This is a genomic window from Zavarzinia sp. (assembly GCF_049306435.1).
Taxonomy (GTDB): domain Bacteria; phylum Pseudomonadota; class Alphaproteobacteria; order Zavarziniales; family Zavarziniaceae; genus Zavarzinia.
This window is the reverse complement of the sequence record NZ_JBAQRT010000249.1, coordinates 1-14,303: the sequence shown is the minus strand read 5'-3', so window position 1 is coordinate 14,303 and position 14,303 is coordinate 1. Positions and strand designations below refer to the sequence as shown.

Here is a 14,303-nt window from a genome sequence, read left to right as displayed (position 1 = left end):
GTGCATGTCCTGCCCGATATCGAGGGTGGCGAGGTGGTGGCCTCGCCGCGCTGGCGCCGGCCGGGGCCGATCGATCCCGGCCCCTTCGGCTGGAGCGGGCTGATGGTCGCCGGCATCACCGGCCTTGCCCATCTGGTCGCCGGGGCGATCGGGCCGGGCACGCCGACCCTCGCGCTGCTTTATATCGGCGCGGTCACGGCTTCGGCCCTGTCCTTCGGCCTGCTGCCGTCGCTGTTCACGGCCATCGCGGCGACGCTGGCCTTCAACTTCTTCTTCATGCCGCCGCTCTACCGCTTCACCGTGGCGGACCCGGCCAATATCCTGACGCTGATCGTCTTCCTCGGCATCGCCGTGCTTTTGTCCGGCCTCGCCGCGCGTTCGCGGCTGCTGGCCGAACGGGCACGGCGGCGGGAAAGCGATGCCGCCACGCTCTATGCCTTCGCCGCCAAGCTGGCGGGGGTGCGCCTGCTCGACGATCTGCTGTGGGCGGTGGTGCATCAACTGGCGCTGATGCTGAAGCGGGGCGTTGTCCTGCTGACGCCGGACGAGGAGGGGCACCTCCTCGTGCGCAGCGGCTACCCGCCCGACGACCGCCTGACCGAAGCGGAGCGGGCGGCCGCGCAATGGAGCTGGGATCAGGGCCGTCCGGCCGGTCGCGGCACCGACACGCTGCCGGGGGCGGAGCGTTGTTTCCTGCCGCTCCGCACCATTTCGGGGCCGGTCGCCGTGGTCGGCCTCGACGGGCCGGCGCCTTCGGGCGATGTCCGCCGGCTGCTCGATGCGCTGTGCGATCAGGCGGCGGTCGCGATCGAGCGCATCCGCCTCGCCGACGATCTCGACGAAGCCAGCGTGAAGGCCCAGTCGGAACATCTGCGCGGCCTGCTCTTCACCTCGATCAGCCACGATCTGCGCACGCCGCTTTCCAGCATCATGGGGGCGGCCACCACCTTGCGCCGTGACGGCGAGAAACTGGCCCCGGCGGCGCGGGACGATCTCCTCCTGTCGATCGAGGAGGAGGGGGAGCGGCTGAATGCCTTCGTCGGCAATCTGCTCGACATGACGCGGCTCGAGTCGGGTGCGCTGGAGCCGCGTCGCCAATGGGTGGCCATGAGCGAGGTGGTCGCCACCGCGCTGCGCCGCGCGGGCCGCCTGTTGAAGGCCCAGGAGGTGAAGGTGACGGTGGAGCCCGGCCTGCCGCCGCTTCGCCTCGATCACGCGCTGATGGAACAGGTGGTGATCAATCTTCTCGACAACGCCCGGAAATTCGCGCCCGCGGGCTCCCTGATCCGCATCGACATCCGGCGCCGGGGCGACCGGATCGAAACCGATGTGACCGACGAAGGCCCCGGCATTCCGGCGGCCGAGCGCGCCCAGGTGTTCGACAAATTCTACCGTATCCGCGGCGGCGACCAGCAGGTGGCGGGCACCGGTCTTGGCCTTGCCATCTGCAAGGGCTTCGTCGAGGTCCATGGCGGCCGGGTGGAGATCCTGCCCGGCCCCGGCGATCGGGGCACCACGGTCAGGATCGGCCTGCCGATCGATCCCATGGCGCCGGCCCCGCCGGAAGTCAGTGACGATGACTGAACCCCTCGTGCTGTTGGTCGAGGACGACGCGGGCGTCCGCCGCGTGCTGCGGACGACGATCGAGGCTCAGGGATGCCGCGTGATCGAGGCGGCGACCGGGGCGGATGCCCTTCGCCGCATGACGGCGGAGCGACCGGATCTGGTGCTGCTCGACCTTGGCCTGCCGGACCGGGACGGGCTCGAGCTGATCCGCGAATGGCGCGGCTGGACGGCGGTGCCCATTCTCGTCCTCTCCGCCCGGGGCGACGAGGCGACCAAGATCCGCGCCCTCGACCTCGGCGCTGACGATTATGTGACCAAGCCCTTCGCCGGTGGCGAATTGCTGGCGCGCCTGCGCGCCGCGCTGCGCCGGAACGAACGCCGGGGCGCGCCTCCCGTGTTCGAGAGCGAAGGCCTGAGAATCGATGCCGCGGCGCGCCTCGCCACCATCAAGGGCCAGCCGGTGAAACTGTCGCGCCGGGAATGGGATGTGCTGCGCCTTCTCGTTCTCGATGCCGGCAAGGTGGTCGGGCACCGCCAGATCCTGGAAAAGGTCTGGGGCCCGGCCCAGGCGGAGCAGAGCCAGTATCTCTGGGTCTATATCGGCCATCTGCGCGAGAAGCTGGAGCCCGATCCCGCAAGGCCCCGCTTCATCCTGACAGAACCCGGCATCGGCTACCGGCTGGTTCGCGGCGAAGATGAACAAGGGTAATCCTTCTGCCCTAATCCTGCCTTTTCTTTCGGCTATGGCCTTGTTCCCACGGGGTGCAGGGACGACTTGCGGAGAGTCGCGCCAGGCGCCATGATCCGCGCCTCTCCAAGGCCTTCCGGCCCTTTCATCGGTCCCTACCGGGGTAATCATGCAACGTCTGACTTTCCCGTGCCTTCTTGCCCTCGGGCTGGTTTCGGTCCAGCCCGCATTCGCGGAAGGCGCGGCCGCGCCTGCGCCCGCCGCCACGGCCCCGGCCGAAGATCCGGTGGTGGCCCGCGTGGGTGATCAGGAAATCCACCGCTCGGAAGTGGTGGAAGCCTACAAGACCCTGCCCGAGCAGTTCGCTCAGATCCCGATGGACGCCATTTTCGGCGAGTTGCTGCAGCAGCTGGTCGACCGCCGCGTGATGGCGATCGATGCCGCCAAGAAGGGCTATGGCGACGATCCCGAGGTCGCCCGCAAGCTCGAGCTCCTGAAGGAGCGGGTGATGGAGGAGGCCTATGTCTCGCGCGAGATCGAGGCCAAGGTCACCGACGCCATGATGAAGGCGAAATACGACAAGATCGTCGCCGACAATCCGCCCGAGGAAGAGGTTCACGCCCGCCACATTCTCGTCGATTCGGAAGAAGAGGCGAAGAAACTGAAGGCCGAACTCGACAAGGGCGCGGATTTCGCCGATCTCGCCAACAAGAAATCCAAGGACGCCCGTGACGGCTCGGGCGGCGACCTCGGCTATTTCACCCGCGAGCGGATGGTGCCCGAATTCGCCGAGGCCGCCTTCAAGGCCGAGGTCGGCAAGGTCGTCGGCCCGGTGAAGAGCCAGTTCGGCTGGCACCTCATCCTCGTCGAGGACAAGCGCAAGCAGGCGCCCCCGCCCTTCGACGATGTGAAGGCCCAGCTCAAGGACATGGTCGCGCAGGAAATGACCGCGGCCCGTGTCGACGAGTTGAAGAAGGGCCTGAAGATCGAGCTGCTGAACGCCGATGGCTCGGCCCAGCGGCCGCAGATCGCCCCCGCCCAGTAATTACTGTCTCGAGACAGCACGCGAAAGCCTGAGGAGAGTGTCCATGGCCGGTGGGAAATCCCATCCCGTTTCGCCGCTTGCCCCCGAAGGAATGCCCGAGTTGCCGGCCATCGCCGGCATCGAAGTCGGCGCCATCGAGGCTGGAGTCCGCTACAAGGGCCGCACCGACCTGATGATGATGCGCTTCGCCACCGGAACCTCGGTGGCGGGCGTCTTCACCACGTCGAAATGCGCCTCGGCGCCGGTGGACTGGTGCCGCTCCATCCTCGACAAGGGCAACGCCCGCGCGCTCGTCGTCAATTCCGGCAATGCCAATGCCTTCACCGGCAAGGCCGGCGCCGCCGCCGCCAAGACGGTCGCGGTGGCCGCCGCCAAGCTGGTCGGCTGCAAGGCGGATGCCGTCTTCATGGCCTCGACCGGCGTAATCGGCGAAGTGCTGCCGGCGGAAAAAGTGACGGCGGCGCTGCCCCGCCTCGCCACCACCCTGAAGCCGGAACGCTGGGACGAAGCCGCAAGGGCGATCATGACCACGGACACCTTCCCCAAGGCGGCCGTGCGCAAGACCGAGATCGACGGCAAGCCCGTTACCATCGTCGGGATCGCCAAGGGCTCGGGCATGATCGCGCCGGACATGGCGACCATGCTGTCCTTCGTCGCGACCGACGCGACCATCCCGTCCGACGTGCTGCAGGCCCTGCTGGCCAAGGCGGCGGACAAGTCGTTCAATTCGATCACGGTCGACGGCGATACCTCGACCTCGGACACGCTGCTCGCCTTCGCGACGGGCAAGGGCGTGACCCACAAGCCGGTGACCAAGCTCACCGACGTGCATTTCCGCGCCTTCCGCGCCGCCTTCGAAGACCTGCTGATCGAACTCGCCCAGCTCGTCGCCAAGGATGGCGAAGGCGCGCAGAAATTCGTCACCATCACGGTGACCGGCGCCCAGTCGCCCAAGTCCGCCCGCAAGATCGCCCTGACGATCGCCAATTCGCCGCTGGTCAAGACCGCGATCGCCGGCGCCGACGCCAACTGGGGCCGTATCGTCATGGCCGTGGGCAAGGCCGGCGAGAAGGCCGACCGCGACAAGATCACGATCAGGATGGGCGGCAAGCTCGTCGCCGAGAAAGGCGCCGTCCACCCCCGCCACGACGAGGCGGCGGCGACCGAGCACTTCAAGGGCCGCGACATCCAGATCGAAGTCGATGTCGGCATCGGCCGGGGCGAGGCCACGGTCTGGACCTGCGACCTGACCCACGGTTACATCGACATCAACGCCGATTACCGGAGCTGATATGTCGGTGGCCGGGCGCCTTGCGAGGGCGCCCGGCCGCTGCTAAACGGACACGACGCCTTCTCGAGGCCCCGGGGGAAAACCAGTGTCCAAGATCGTCCTCGTCGTTGCCGCGGTGCTGGTCGATCCCGACCGGCGCATCCTGCTGGCGCAGCGCCCCGCCGGCAAATCCCTCGCCGGCCTCTGGGAATTTCCCGGCGGCAAGGTCGAGCCGGGGGAGAGCCCGGAAGCGGCTCTGATCCGCGAGCTGGACGAGGAACTGGGCATCACCGTGCGCGAGCCCTGCCTCGCCCCCATGACCTTCGCCAGCCATTCCTATGAAGCCTTTCACCTCCTGATGCCGGTCTATGTCTGCCGGCGCTGGGAGGGCGTGCCGCAGGCGCGGGAACATGCGGCGCTGGCCTGGGTGCCGCGGATGCGCCTTGGCGATTACCCGATGCCGCCGGCCGACCTGCCGCTGATCGCGGCGATCCAGGACCAGATCTGACAGGCGATTTCACGAAGGGGACCAGGCATGGCCAAGGCATTGACCGTCAGCGAGGCGGGCCTCGCGCAGGTGATCACATCGCGCCAGCACCGGATGACGGCGGACGAGCCTTTGTCGGCGGGCGGCACCGACACGGGGCCGGCGCCCTATGAAGTGCTGCTGGCGTCGCTCGGCGCCTGTTCCTCGGCGACCTTGCGCATGTATGCCGACCGCAAGGGCTGGAACCTCGGCCGGATCGAGGTCCTGGCGGCCTTCGCCCGCGACGACGCCGGTGTGGAGAGCATTCACCGCACCGTGAAACTGGGCGCACCGCTCGGGGAAGAGCAGCGCGCCCGGCTGGCCGAGATCATCGAGAAGACGCCGGTGACCAGGACCCTGAAGCGCTCGATGACGATCACCACCGAATTCCTGGACAGGCCGTGATCAGGCTTGCCACGAGAAGCGACGAGTCCGCGGTCAGGGACTGCGCCGAAAGGGCCTATGTCCGCTATGTCGCCGCAATCGGCCGGGAACCCGCGCCGATGCGGGCCGACTATGGGGCGCAGATCGAGGCCGGGGACGGGTATGTCGCCCTGGACGAGGTGGGTTGCCTGCTGGGGTTCATCGTTTTCTACCCGCGCGATTCCGTCATGATGCTGGAGAATGTGGCGGTCATGCCCTCAGCGGCAGGCCGCGGTGTCGGCAAGTCCCTTATCAGCTATTGCGAGAGCGAAGCACGCCGCAGAGGACTTGGCGCCGTCAGTCTCTACACGAACGAGAAGATGGCGGAAAACCTGTCGATCTATCCACGGCTTGGCTATGCCGAAGTCGCGCGCCGTACCGAAGACGGTTTCAACCGCGTCTATTTCGAGAAACCTCTGCGCTGATCCCGTTTCGTCGCCTGTCGGCGAGGCCCGGTTTCCGGGCCTCGCCTTTGGTGTTCAGGCCTGCTTCTCCTTCAGCGACGGCAGGAAGATCGTCAGGATGCCGAGGGCCGGCAGGAACGAGCACAGGTGGTAGACATATTCGATGCTGGTGGCATCGGCGATCTGGCCGATGACCGCCGCGCCGATGCCGCCGAGACCGAAGGCGACGCCGAAGAACAGGCCCGCCACCATGCCGACCCGCCCCGGCATCAACTCCTGGCCATAGACGATGATCGCCGAAAAGGCCGAGGACAGGATCAGCCCGATCACGACCGACAGCACCGAGGTCCAGAACAGGTCGACATAGGGCAGCGCCAGGGTGAAGGGCAGCACGCCCAGGATCGAGCCCCAGATCACGTATTTCCGGCCGATGCGGTCGCCGATCGGCCCGCCGGCGATGGTGCCCACCGCGACCGCGCCGAGGAAGACGAAGAGCCGCAGCTGCGCTTCCTCGATGCTGACGCCGAAGCGGTCGATCAGGAAGAAGGTGTAATAGCTCTGGAAGCTCGACATATAGATGAACTTCGAGAACATCAGGGTGATCAGCACCACCATGGCGCCGGCGATGCGGGCATTCGACAGGGTGACGCCATCAACCGCCGCGCGCTGCGGCTTGGCCGCCGTCAGGCGGCGCGGGCCGTACCAGTTACCGACCTGCCACAGCACGGTCATGCCCAGCAGGGCGACGGCGGCGAACCAGGCGACCGCGCTCTGGCCGTTGGGCAGGATGATGAAGGCGGCCGCCAGCGGGCCGAGCGCCGTGCCGGCATTGCCGCCGACCTGGAACAGCGACTGGGCGAGGCCATGCTGCCCGCCCGAGGCCATGCGGGCGACGCGCGAGGATTCCGGATGGAAGATCGACGAGCCGGAGCCGAGCAGGGCGGCCCCCGCCAGCAGCATCGGATAGCTCCAGGCCTGCGAGATCAGGCCGAGGCCGCACAGGGTCAGACCCATGCCGACCACCAGCGAATAGGGCCGGGGATGCCTGTCGGTATAGATGCCGATGAAGGGCTGCAGGATCGAGCCGGTGATCTGGAAGGTGAAGGTGACAAGGCCGATCTGCCCGAAATCGAGAGCGAAATTATCCTTCAGCATCGGATAGATCGCCGGCAGCACCGCCTGCATCAGATCGTTGAGCATGTGGCAGAAGCTGATCGCCAGCAGGATCGCGTAGGTCGCGCCCGCCGTCGTGGCCGGCTGCCTGTCGGCGGCGTTGATCGTCGTGTCGCTCATCGTTCTTTCCCTGGGCAGCCCGATATGCCGGCTTGACCCTTGATACCCGAGCCTGATCCTATGGTATTGGTTTTGACCTGCTATCGCAGGTGGGTCGATCCTTTTCGCGAGTGGGCCATGGTCCGGAATATCAGCGTTGCAGAATACGAAGCCGTGCCCCGGGCGGTGCTGGCGGTCGGCAACGATTATCCGGCCGGCTACGAGAAGGCGCCGCACAAGCACCGGCGGGGCCAGCTGCTCTACGCGACCTCCGGTGTGATGCTGGTCGGCACCGGATCGGGCACCTGGCTGGTGCCGCCGGAACAGGCGGTCTGGATCCCGCCCTGGACCCTGCATTCCATGCGCTCGACCGGCATGCCGCTCGGCACCCGCAACCTGTTCATCGAACCCGATGCGATCGAGGGTCTGCCCGAGGATTGCCGGGTGGTGAAGATCACGCCCCTGATGCGCGCCCTCGTTCTCGAGGCGGTCGACCTGCCGCTGGAATATGACGCGGACGGGCGGGGCGGGCTGATCATGAATCTTCTCCTCCACGAACTCCGCAGCCTGCCGGTGCAGCCGATGAACCTGCCCATGCCGGTGTCCGGGCCGCTGTCCGACCTGTGCCACGAATTCGCCCTGGCGCCCGACCCGCACGCGACGATCGACGACTGGTGCCGCCGTCTCGCCATGAGCCGGCGCAGCTTCACCCGCGCCTTCCGGGCGGGGACCGGCATCAGCTTCGCCCAGTGGCGCCAGCGCGCCTGCCTGTTCGCCGCCATGCCGCGCCTTGGCCAGGGCGAGCCGGTGACCAGGGTTGCCCTCGATCTCGGCTACGACAGCGTCGCCGCCTTCACCACCATGTTCCGGCGCTTGCTGGGCGAGGCGCCCAGCCGCTATTTCCGCCAGGTCGCCGACGGGCATTGGCCCGCCGCCGAAGCGTGATAATCTCCGGCCCCCGCAACGGATGAACACCGAATGCCCTATAAATCCCTTCGCGACTTCATCGAACGGCTGGAATCATCGGGCCGCCTCGTCCGGGTGACCGAGCCGGTTTCGACCGTCCTCGAAATGACCGAGATCCAGACGCGGCTGCTGGCCGAGGGCGGCCCCGCGGTCATCTTCGAGAAGCCGATCCGGGCCGATGGCACGATGTCGCCCTATCCCGTGCTGGTCAATCTGTTCGGCACGGTCGAGCGCGTCGCCTGGGGCATGGACCGCGAACCGCACGAGCTGCGCGAAGTGGGCGAGACCCTGGCCTTCCTCAAGCAGCCCGAACCCCCGGGCGGTTTCCGCGAGGCCTGGGCCATGCTGCCGCTGGTCCGCACCGTGATGGCGATGAAGCCGAAGACCGTGGGCAGCGCCCCGGTGCACGAAGTCGTGCTGACCGGTGACCAGATCGACCTCGCCGACCTGCCGATCCAGTCCTGCTGGCCGGGCGAGCCGGCGCCGCTGATCACCTGGCCCCTCGTCGTCACCAAGGGGCCCGGCGACGGGCGGGAAGACAGTTTCAACCTCGGCATCTACCGGATGCAGGTGACCGGCAAGAACACCACCCTGATGCGCTGGCTGAAGCACCGCGGCGGGGCGCAGCACTATCGCCGCTGGGCGGCGGAAAAGCGCGAGCCCTTGCCCGCGGCCGTCGTCCTCGGCGCCGATCCGGGCACGATCCTCGCCGCCGTGACGCCGGTGCCGGACACTTTGTCGGAATATCAGTTCGCCGGCCTCCTGCGCGGCCAGAAGGTCGAGCTGGTCGACTGCAAGACCGTGCCGCTGAAAGTGCCGGCGCAAGCGGAAATCGTCCTCGAGGGCTATGTCAGCCTCGACGATTTCGGCGACGAGGGGCCTTACGGCGATCACACCGGTTACTATAATTCGGTGGAACCCTTCCCGGTCTTCACGGTGACGGCGATCACCCGCAGGCGTAACCCCATCTATCTCTCGACCTTCACCGGCCGGCCGCCGGACGAGCCGAGCGTGCTGGGCGAGGCGCTGAACGAAGTGTTCATTCCGCTCCTCGTGCAGCAGTTCCCGGAGATCGTCGATTTCTGGCTGCCGCCCGAAGGCTGCAGCTACCGGATCGCCGTCGTCTCGATGAAGAAGGCTTACCCCGGCCACGCCAAGCGCGTGATGATGGGGGTGTGGTCGTTCCTGCGTCAGTTCATGTACACGAAATGGGTGATCGTCGTCGACGACGACATCAATGCCCGCGACTGGAAGGATGTGATGTGGGCGATCTCGACCCGCATGGATCCGGTGCGGGACGTGACGCTGATCGAAGGCACGCCGATCGATTATCTCGATTTCGCCTCGCCGGAATCCGGCCTCGGCGGCAAGGTCGGCCTGGACGCCACCAACAAGTGGCCGCCCGAGACCAAGCGCGAATGGGGCACCCAGATCCGCATGGAGCAGAAGGTGATCGACCGCGTCTCGTCGATGTGGGATCGCCTCGGCCTGTCCGGCAGCGGCAAGTCGATCTGGAAATAGCGAAAGGCCCCGGCCTTGGCCGGGGCGACCATCGTTGTCTCAGTGCAGGCGGGCGACGAGGGCGGCGGTCAGCTCCCGCGTGGTGGCCTTGCCGCCGAGATCGCCGGTGCGTATCCGGTCCTCGTTCAGGGTCCGGTCGATCGCGATCTTGAGCTTCGTGGCGAGGTCCTGGCGCCCGACATGTTCCAGCATCAGGCCGGCGGCCATTAGGAGGGCGAGGGGGTTGGCGATGCCCTTGCCGGCGATGTCGGGGGCGGAGCCGTGCACGGCTTCGAAGATCGCCGCCTTCTCGCCGATATTCGCGCCCGGCGCCATGCCGAGACCGCCGACGAGGCCGGCGATCTGGTCCGACAGGATGTCGCCGAACAGATTGGTGGTCACGATCACGTCGAACTGCCAGGGGTTCATGACCAGCTGCATGGCGCAGGCATCGACGATCCGCTCGTCGACCGCGACGCGGCCTTCATATTCCCGGGCGATGTTGCGGCCGATCTCGAGGAACAGGCCGGTGATCGCCTTCAGGATATTGGCCTTGTGGACGAGGGTGACCTTCTTGCGGCCATTGGCGACGGCATAGTCGAAGGCATAGCGGATGATCCGCTCGCAGCCGATGCGCGTGGTCACGCCCTGACTGACCGCGACCGCCTTGGGATCGTCACCCACGGCGATGAAATGTTCGTGGGCGACGTAATAACCTTCAAGGTTCTCGCGCAGGAGGACGAGGTCGATATTCTCGAACCGCCCGCCCGGGATCAGGCTGCGCGCCGGCCGGACATTGGCGTAGAGCTTGAAGGCTTCGCGCAGACGGACATTGACCGAGCGATAGCCGCCGCCCGAAGGCGTCGTCAGCGGGCCCTTCAGGGCAAGGCCGGTGCGGGCGATGGAATCCAGCGTCGCCTGGGGCAGGGGATCGCCCGCCGCCTCGATCCCGGCCATGCCGGCATCCTGGGTATCGAAAGCGAAGGGCGCGCCGAGGGCATCGAGCACGGTCACCACGGCTTCGACGATTTCGGGGCCGATGCCGTCCCCCGGTATGAGGGTTGCCGGTATCAGCGTCGTCGCGGCCATGGCCGAGTCTCCCGAAATGTGAGCGGTGACCGGCTCATAGGCCTGGCGCGGCGCTTTGTCGACACCGACGAAAGGCGAAGATGACGCCGCGTCCGCCGCGCGTGTTCAGCCCGGCAGGATGCGGGCGAGGGCGGCGCGGATCACCTGCTCCCCGGCGGTGGCGGCGGCCGGGCCAAGCCTTGCGGTTTCCGCACGCAGCGCCGGGATCGACAGGCCGCGTATCCCGCCGAGTTCCAGCCGGTAGCCGGCCAGCCAGCGCTCGATCAGGGCCGGGACGACCTCGACGTGGAACTGCAGGGCCAGCACCGTGGTGCCGATGGAAAACGCCTGGTTCAGCGTCATGCCGGTGGAAGCGAGGCGCACCGCCCCGTCCGGCAGGTCGAAGGTATCGCCATGCCAGTGCAGCACGTCGACACCATCGATCGCGGCGAGGGGCGAGGCATGGCCGGCCGTGGTCAGGGTGACCGGCGCCCAGCCGATTTCCTTGTCGCGTCCGGGATAGACCGCGGCACCCGCCGCGGCGGCCAGGATCTGGGCACCGAGACAGATGCCGAGCAAGGCCTTGCCGCTGTCGAGGCGACGGCGGACGAAGGCGACCTCGTCGCGCAGGTAGGGGAAAAGATCGTCCTCATAGACGCCGAGCGGCCCGCCCAGCACGATGACGATATCGTCGGCCCCGGCGTCGAGCGCGGTCAGGTCGTCGATCCCGGGTTCGACATAGCGGATCTCGAAACCAGCTTCCAGCAGCACGGTTTCGATCAGGCCAAGATCCTCGAAGGCGACATGGCGCAGCGCGAGACAAGTTCGAGACATGGGTCCTCCTTGCTTGTCCGTTCACTGTTGTTTTGACGCGCCGCAGCGTGCCGGGTCAAGTCGTCATTGCCGAAATGGGAACAAGCGACATGCAAGAGGCGCAATGGTGGCCGTCCGTCCCGACTGATACGAAGGCGCATGGCGCCCATCGATTTTGCTCTCGTCCTGCTCGTGAACCTGATCTGGGGGTTCAATTTCGTCGCCGCCAAGGTCGGGGTGAGCGAGCTTCCGCCCATGCTGCTGACCGGCATCCGCTTCTGCGCCATCGGCCTCGTGCTGGCGCCGCTGATCTCCCGGGTGCCGCGCGATCAGATCAAGCCGGTGCTGTGGGTCGCGCTGACCGCGGGCCTGTGCCATTTCGGCCTGCTGTTCATCGGCATCGGCCTCGTCGGCGACGTCTCGTCGGCGGCGGTGGCGATCCAGCTGAACATTCCCTTCGTCACCATCCTCAGCGTGGTCATCCTGAAGGAGACGATCCGCTGGCGCCGCATCGTCGGCATCGTCATCGCCTTCGCCGGCGTCTTCGTCATCGGCTTCGATCCCCGGGTCTTTTCCTATCTCGACGGGCTTCTGCTCTGCGTCGCCGCCGCCTTCTCGATGGCGGTCGCCATGATCATCATGCGGCAGATGCGGGGCGTCGGCGTCTTCACCCTGCAGGCCTGGATGGGCCTCGTCACCGGGCCCAGCATGTTGCTGTTCTCGGCCCTGTTCGAGACCGGGCAGGGCACGGCGGTCGCCAATGCCTCGCTGCTGGCCTGGGCCGCGGTCGCCTATACCGCCTTCGGCTCGTCGCTGATCGCCCATGCCGCCAATTTCCGCCTGTTGCAGCGCTATCCGGTCACGACGACGGCGCCGCTCATGCTGCTGTCGCCGGTGCTTGGTATCGTTTTCGGGGTAATGCTGCTTGGCGATGCCCTGACCTGGCGTATGATCGGTGGCAGTCTCATGACGCTGGCCGGCGTTGGCATCATCATGCTGCGCGAGCGGAAAATCGTGGGAGTGGCGCCATGAATCGCGTGATGGACCGCCCGTCACCCAATCGCGACAGCCGGAACGGCGTCGCCGTTTCGATCCTGATGATCCATTATACCGGCATGAAAACCGGGGCCGAGGCCCTGGCCCGCCTGTGCGATCCCGAGGCGAAGGTCTCCAGCCATTACCTGGTCGAGGAGGATGGCGATGTCTTCCGCCTGGTGCCCGAGGAGCTTCGCGCCTGGCACGCGGGGCAGGGCAGCTGGCATGGCATCGACAATATCAACGCCCATTCGATCGGCATCGAACTGGTCAACCCGGGTCACGAGTGGGGCTATCGCCATTTTCCGCTGCCGCAGATGAAGGCCCTGGCCAGTCTGTCCCGCGCGATCATCAACCGCTGGGACATCGACGCCTTCAATGTCATCGGCCATTCCGATGGCGCGCCGCTGCGAAAGACCGATCCCGGCGAATTGTTCGACTGGCCCTATCTGGCCGGCCGGGGTGTCGGTTTCTGGATCGAGGGCGGCGACCCGGTGACGGGCGGCCGGCTCGGCCCCGGGGAATCGGGCGTCATGGTCGAGGCGCTGCAGGCCGACCTTGCCGCCTTTGGCTATGGTCTTCATGTGCACGGCCGCTACGACGCCGAAACACGGGCGGTGGTCGCCGCTTTCCAGCGCCACTGGCGTCCCGCCGTGGTCGATGGCGTCGCCGATGAGGACACCCGTGGCCGGCTCGCCCGGCTCTTGCGTATCCGGGCCGAAACCGTTAGGCCTTGAGCCGTCAGATGGCCGGGTGACCGCCGCCGCGTTTAGCGGGGGAGGAAAGTCCGGGCTCCACGGAGACAGGGTGCCGGGTAACGCCCGGCGAAGGCGACTTCAGGGACAGTGCCACAGAGAGCAGACCGCCGGAACGCCGGATGAAAATCCGGCCGGCCGGTAAGGGTGAAAGGGTGCGGTAAGAGCGCACCGCGCTGACGGTAACGCCAGCGGCATGGTAAACCCCACCCGGAGCAAAACCAAATAGGGGCGACATGCGGGCGCAAGTCCGCGGGATCTGTTTCCGGTCCGTCGCCCGGGTCGGTTGCTCGAGACGGCCGGCAACGGCCGTCCTAGAGGAATGGTCACCCGTCGCGGGCAACCGCGGCGACAGAACCCGGCTTACAGGCCATCTGACATTGCTTCCCCTGAGGATCGGCCCCCAAAATGAACAGCCCCGGACGGCGGGGTAACCGTCCAGGGCTGCGGGGCGCGCCACCCGGGGGAGTCAGGCGGCGCGATCGACCTCGATATTCCGGGCCTGTGCCCGTGCGGGCTTCGGCGCGGCGATCATTCCGGCGTTCCGGGCCGTGGACATTCCGGGCAGCGCCTCACCGAGACCCGGGTCCATGGGCATCCTGTTGAACTGCCGGTCGACCTCCTGCCGCAGGGCATCAAAATCTCTTGGTCGTGTCCCTTGTAGGACGGTGGCCGCGTCCCCTCCTTGAGGCGGATCAATTCCGCGAAAAAACACATGGAAATCGGCAGGCGGGCGCCTAGATTCCCTCTCATGGAACGGCACCTCGGCAGATCCTCGCGGATGGCGGCGGCTTTCATGGCCGCGCTCTTCTGGCTTCTCGCCCTCCCGGCGGGGATCGTGAGCCTGCCTGCGCCCTCGGCTTCGGCGGCATTGGCCACGGCCGCGCCTTGCCCCGACCACGCGGGCGGCGAGCCCACCAGGGCGCCGGCCAATCCGGGCTGCTGCACCGGGGCCGCCTGCGCGCTTCATTG

14 protein-coding genes and 1 other RNA gene are annotated in these 14,303 nt (G+C 67.1%); 12 read left to right on the top strand and 3 right to left on the bottom strand.

Annotation, left to right across the window (positions count from 1 at the left end; translation table 11 throughout):
- From WAZ62_RS14515 to WAZ62_RS14485, 7 genes are all read left to right on the top strand, one after another.
- Positions 1–1,584 (top strand): ATP-binding protein (locus WAZ62_RS14515; protein WP_422644253.1); only part of this gene is annotated, 1,584 nt, incomplete at its 5' end.
- Positions 1,577–2,275, top strand: a complete 699-nt coding sequence (locus WAZ62_RS14510; protein WP_422644252.1) for a response regulator — start codon at positions 1,577–1,579, stop codon at positions 2,273–2,275. The genes WAZ62_RS14515 and WAZ62_RS14510, both read left to right, overlap by 8 nt.
- A 148-nt stretch (positions 2,276–2,423) precedes the next feature.
- Complete coding sequence (locus WAZ62_RS14505) at positions 2,424–3,299, top strand: peptidylprolyl isomerase (protein WP_422644251.1); 876 nt, start codon at positions 2,424–2,426, stop codon at positions 3,297–3,299.
- Between the two features lie 43 nt (positions 3,300–3,342).
- On the top strand, positions 3,343–4,590 hold the full coding sequence (gene argJ, locus WAZ62_RS14500) for a bifunctional glutamate N-acetyltransferase/amino-acid acetyltransferase ArgJ (protein ID WP_422644250.1): 1,248 nt from the start codon (positions 3,343–3,345) through the stop codon (positions 4,588–4,590).
- Positions 4,591–4,675: 85 nt separating this feature from the next.
- The gene (locus WAZ62_RS14495) at positions 4,676–5,077 is read left to right on the top strand and encodes a (deoxy)nucleoside triphosphate pyrophosphohydrolase (RefSeq protein WP_422644249.1); all 402 of its coding nucleotides are present in this window, start codon (positions 4,676–4,678) and stop codon (positions 5,075–5,077) included.
- Between the two features lie 27 nt (positions 5,078–5,104).
- Entirely contained in the window at positions 5,105–5,500 is a 396-nt protein-coding gene (locus WAZ62_RS14490) for an OsmC family protein (RefSeq protein WP_422644248.1), read from the top strand.
- 98 nt (positions 5,501–5,598) lie between these two features.
- Positions 5,599–5,943, top strand: a complete 345-nt coding sequence (locus tag WAZ62_RS14485) for a GNAT family N-acetyltransferase (RefSeq protein ID WP_422644247.1) — start codon at positions 5,599–5,601, stop codon at positions 5,941–5,943.
- 54 nt (positions 5,944–5,997) lie between these two features.
- Here the strand turns inward: WAZ62_RS14485 and WAZ62_RS14480 are convergent, their stop codons facing one another.
- Entirely contained in the window at positions 5,998–7,215 is a 1,218-nt protein-coding gene (locus WAZ62_RS14480) for an MFS transporter (RefSeq protein ID WP_422644246.1), read from the bottom strand.
- 117 nt (positions 7,216–7,332) lie between these two features.
- On the opposite strand from WAZ62_RS14480, the gene WAZ62_RS14475 reads away from it, so the two are divergent.
- Both WAZ62_RS14475 and WAZ62_RS14470 read left to right on the top strand, forming a co-directional pair.
- Entirely contained in the window at positions 7,333–8,139 is an 807-nt protein-coding gene (locus tag WAZ62_RS14475; RefSeq protein ID WP_422644245.1) for an AraC family transcriptional regulator, read from the top strand.
- Positions 8,140–8,172: 33 nt separating this feature from the next.
- Complete coding sequence (locus tag WAZ62_RS14470; RefSeq protein ID WP_422644244.1) at positions 8,173–9,681, top strand: UbiD family decarboxylase; 1,509 nt, start codon at positions 8,173–8,175, stop codon at positions 9,679–9,681.
- Positions 9,682–9,720: 39 nt separating this feature from the next.
- Here the strand turns inward: WAZ62_RS14470 and WAZ62_RS14465 are convergent, their stop codons facing one another.
- The gene (locus WAZ62_RS14465) at positions 9,721–10,749 is read right to left on the bottom strand and encodes an isocitrate/isopropylmalate dehydrogenase family protein (protein WP_422644243.1); all 1,029 of its coding nucleotides are present in this window, start codon (positions 10,747–10,749) and stop codon (positions 9,721–9,723) included.
- A 105-nt stretch (positions 10,750–10,854) separates the two neighbouring features.
- Positions 10,855–11,562 (bottom strand): glutamine amidotransferase, encoded by a 708-nt coding sequence (locus WAZ62_RS14460; RefSeq protein WP_422644242.1) that lies wholly within the window; start codon positions 11,560–11,562, stop codon positions 10,855–10,857.
- Between the two features lie 138 nt (positions 11,563–11,700).
- On the opposite strand from WAZ62_RS14460, the gene WAZ62_RS14455 reads away from it, so the two are divergent.
- The 3 genes from WAZ62_RS14455 to rnpB all read left to right on the top strand — a co-directional run bounded on the left by WAZ62_RS14455 (position 11,701) and on the right by rnpB (position 13,713).
- Positions 11,701–12,573, top strand: coding sequence for a DMT family transporter (locus tag WAZ62_RS14455; RefSeq protein ID WP_422644241.1), 873 nt, complete (start codon positions 11,701–11,703; stop codon positions 12,571–12,573).
- A complete protein-coding gene (locus WAZ62_RS14450) occupies positions 12,570–13,313 on the top strand; it encodes an N-acetylmuramoyl-L-alanine amidase (protein WP_422644240.1) in 744 nt (247 codons plus the stop codon). Before WAZ62_RS14455 ends, WAZ62_RS14450 begins: the two co-directional genes overlap by 4 nt.
- 4 nt (positions 13,314–13,317) lie before the next feature.
- Positions 13,318–13,713: RNase P RNA component class A (gene rnpB, locus WAZ62_RS14445), an RNA gene on the top strand.
- Positions 13,714–14,303: the final 590 nt, after the last annotated feature.

Bases quoted from the DNA above. Each gene is read 5' to 3' on its own strand.
- WAZ62_RS14510 (WP_422644252.1), top strand. From the start codon at position 1,577: ATGACTGAACCCCTCGTGCTGTTGGTCGAGGACGACGCGGGCGTCCGC.
- WAZ62_RS14505 (WP_422644251.1), top strand. From the start codon at position 2,424: ATGCAACGTCTGACTTTCCCGTGCCTTCTTGCCCTCGGGCTGGTTTCG.
- argJ (WP_422644250.1), top strand. From the start codon at position 3,343: ATGGCCGGTGGGAAATCCCATCCCGTTTCGCCGCTTGCCCCCGAAGGA.
- WAZ62_RS14490 (WP_422644248.1), top strand. From the start codon at position 5,105: ATGGCCAAGGCATTGACCGTCAGCGAGGCGGGCCTCGCGCAGGTGATC.
- WAZ62_RS14485 (WP_422644247.1), top strand. From the start codon at position 5,599: ATGCGGGCCGACTATGGGGCGCAGATCGAGGCCGGGGACGGGTATGTC.
- WAZ62_RS14480 (WP_422644246.1), bottom strand. From the start codon at position 7,215: ATGAGCGACACGACGATCAACGCCGCCGACAGGCAGCCGGCCACGACG.
- WAZ62_RS14475 (WP_422644245.1), top strand. From the start codon at position 7,333: ATGGTCCGGAATATCAGCGTTGCAGAATACGAAGCCGTGCCCCGGGCG.
- WAZ62_RS14470 (WP_422644244.1), top strand. From the start codon at position 8,173: ATGCCCTATAAATCCCTTCGCGACTTCATCGAACGGCTGGAATCATCG.
- WAZ62_RS14465 (WP_422644243.1), bottom strand. From the start codon at position 10,749: ATGGCCGCGACGACGCTGATACCGGCAACCCTCATACCGGGGGACGGC.
- WAZ62_RS14460 (WP_422644242.1), bottom strand. From the start codon at position 11,562: ATGTCTCGAACTTGTCTCGCGCTGCGCCATGTCGCCTTCGAGGATCTT.
- WAZ62_RS14455 (WP_422644241.1), top strand. From the start codon at position 11,701: ATGGCGCCCATCGATTTTGCTCTCGTCCTGCTCGTGAACCTGATCTGG.
- WAZ62_RS14450 (WP_422644240.1), top strand. From the start codon at position 12,570: ATGAATCGCGTGATGGACCGCCCGTCACCCAATCGCGACAGCCGGAAC.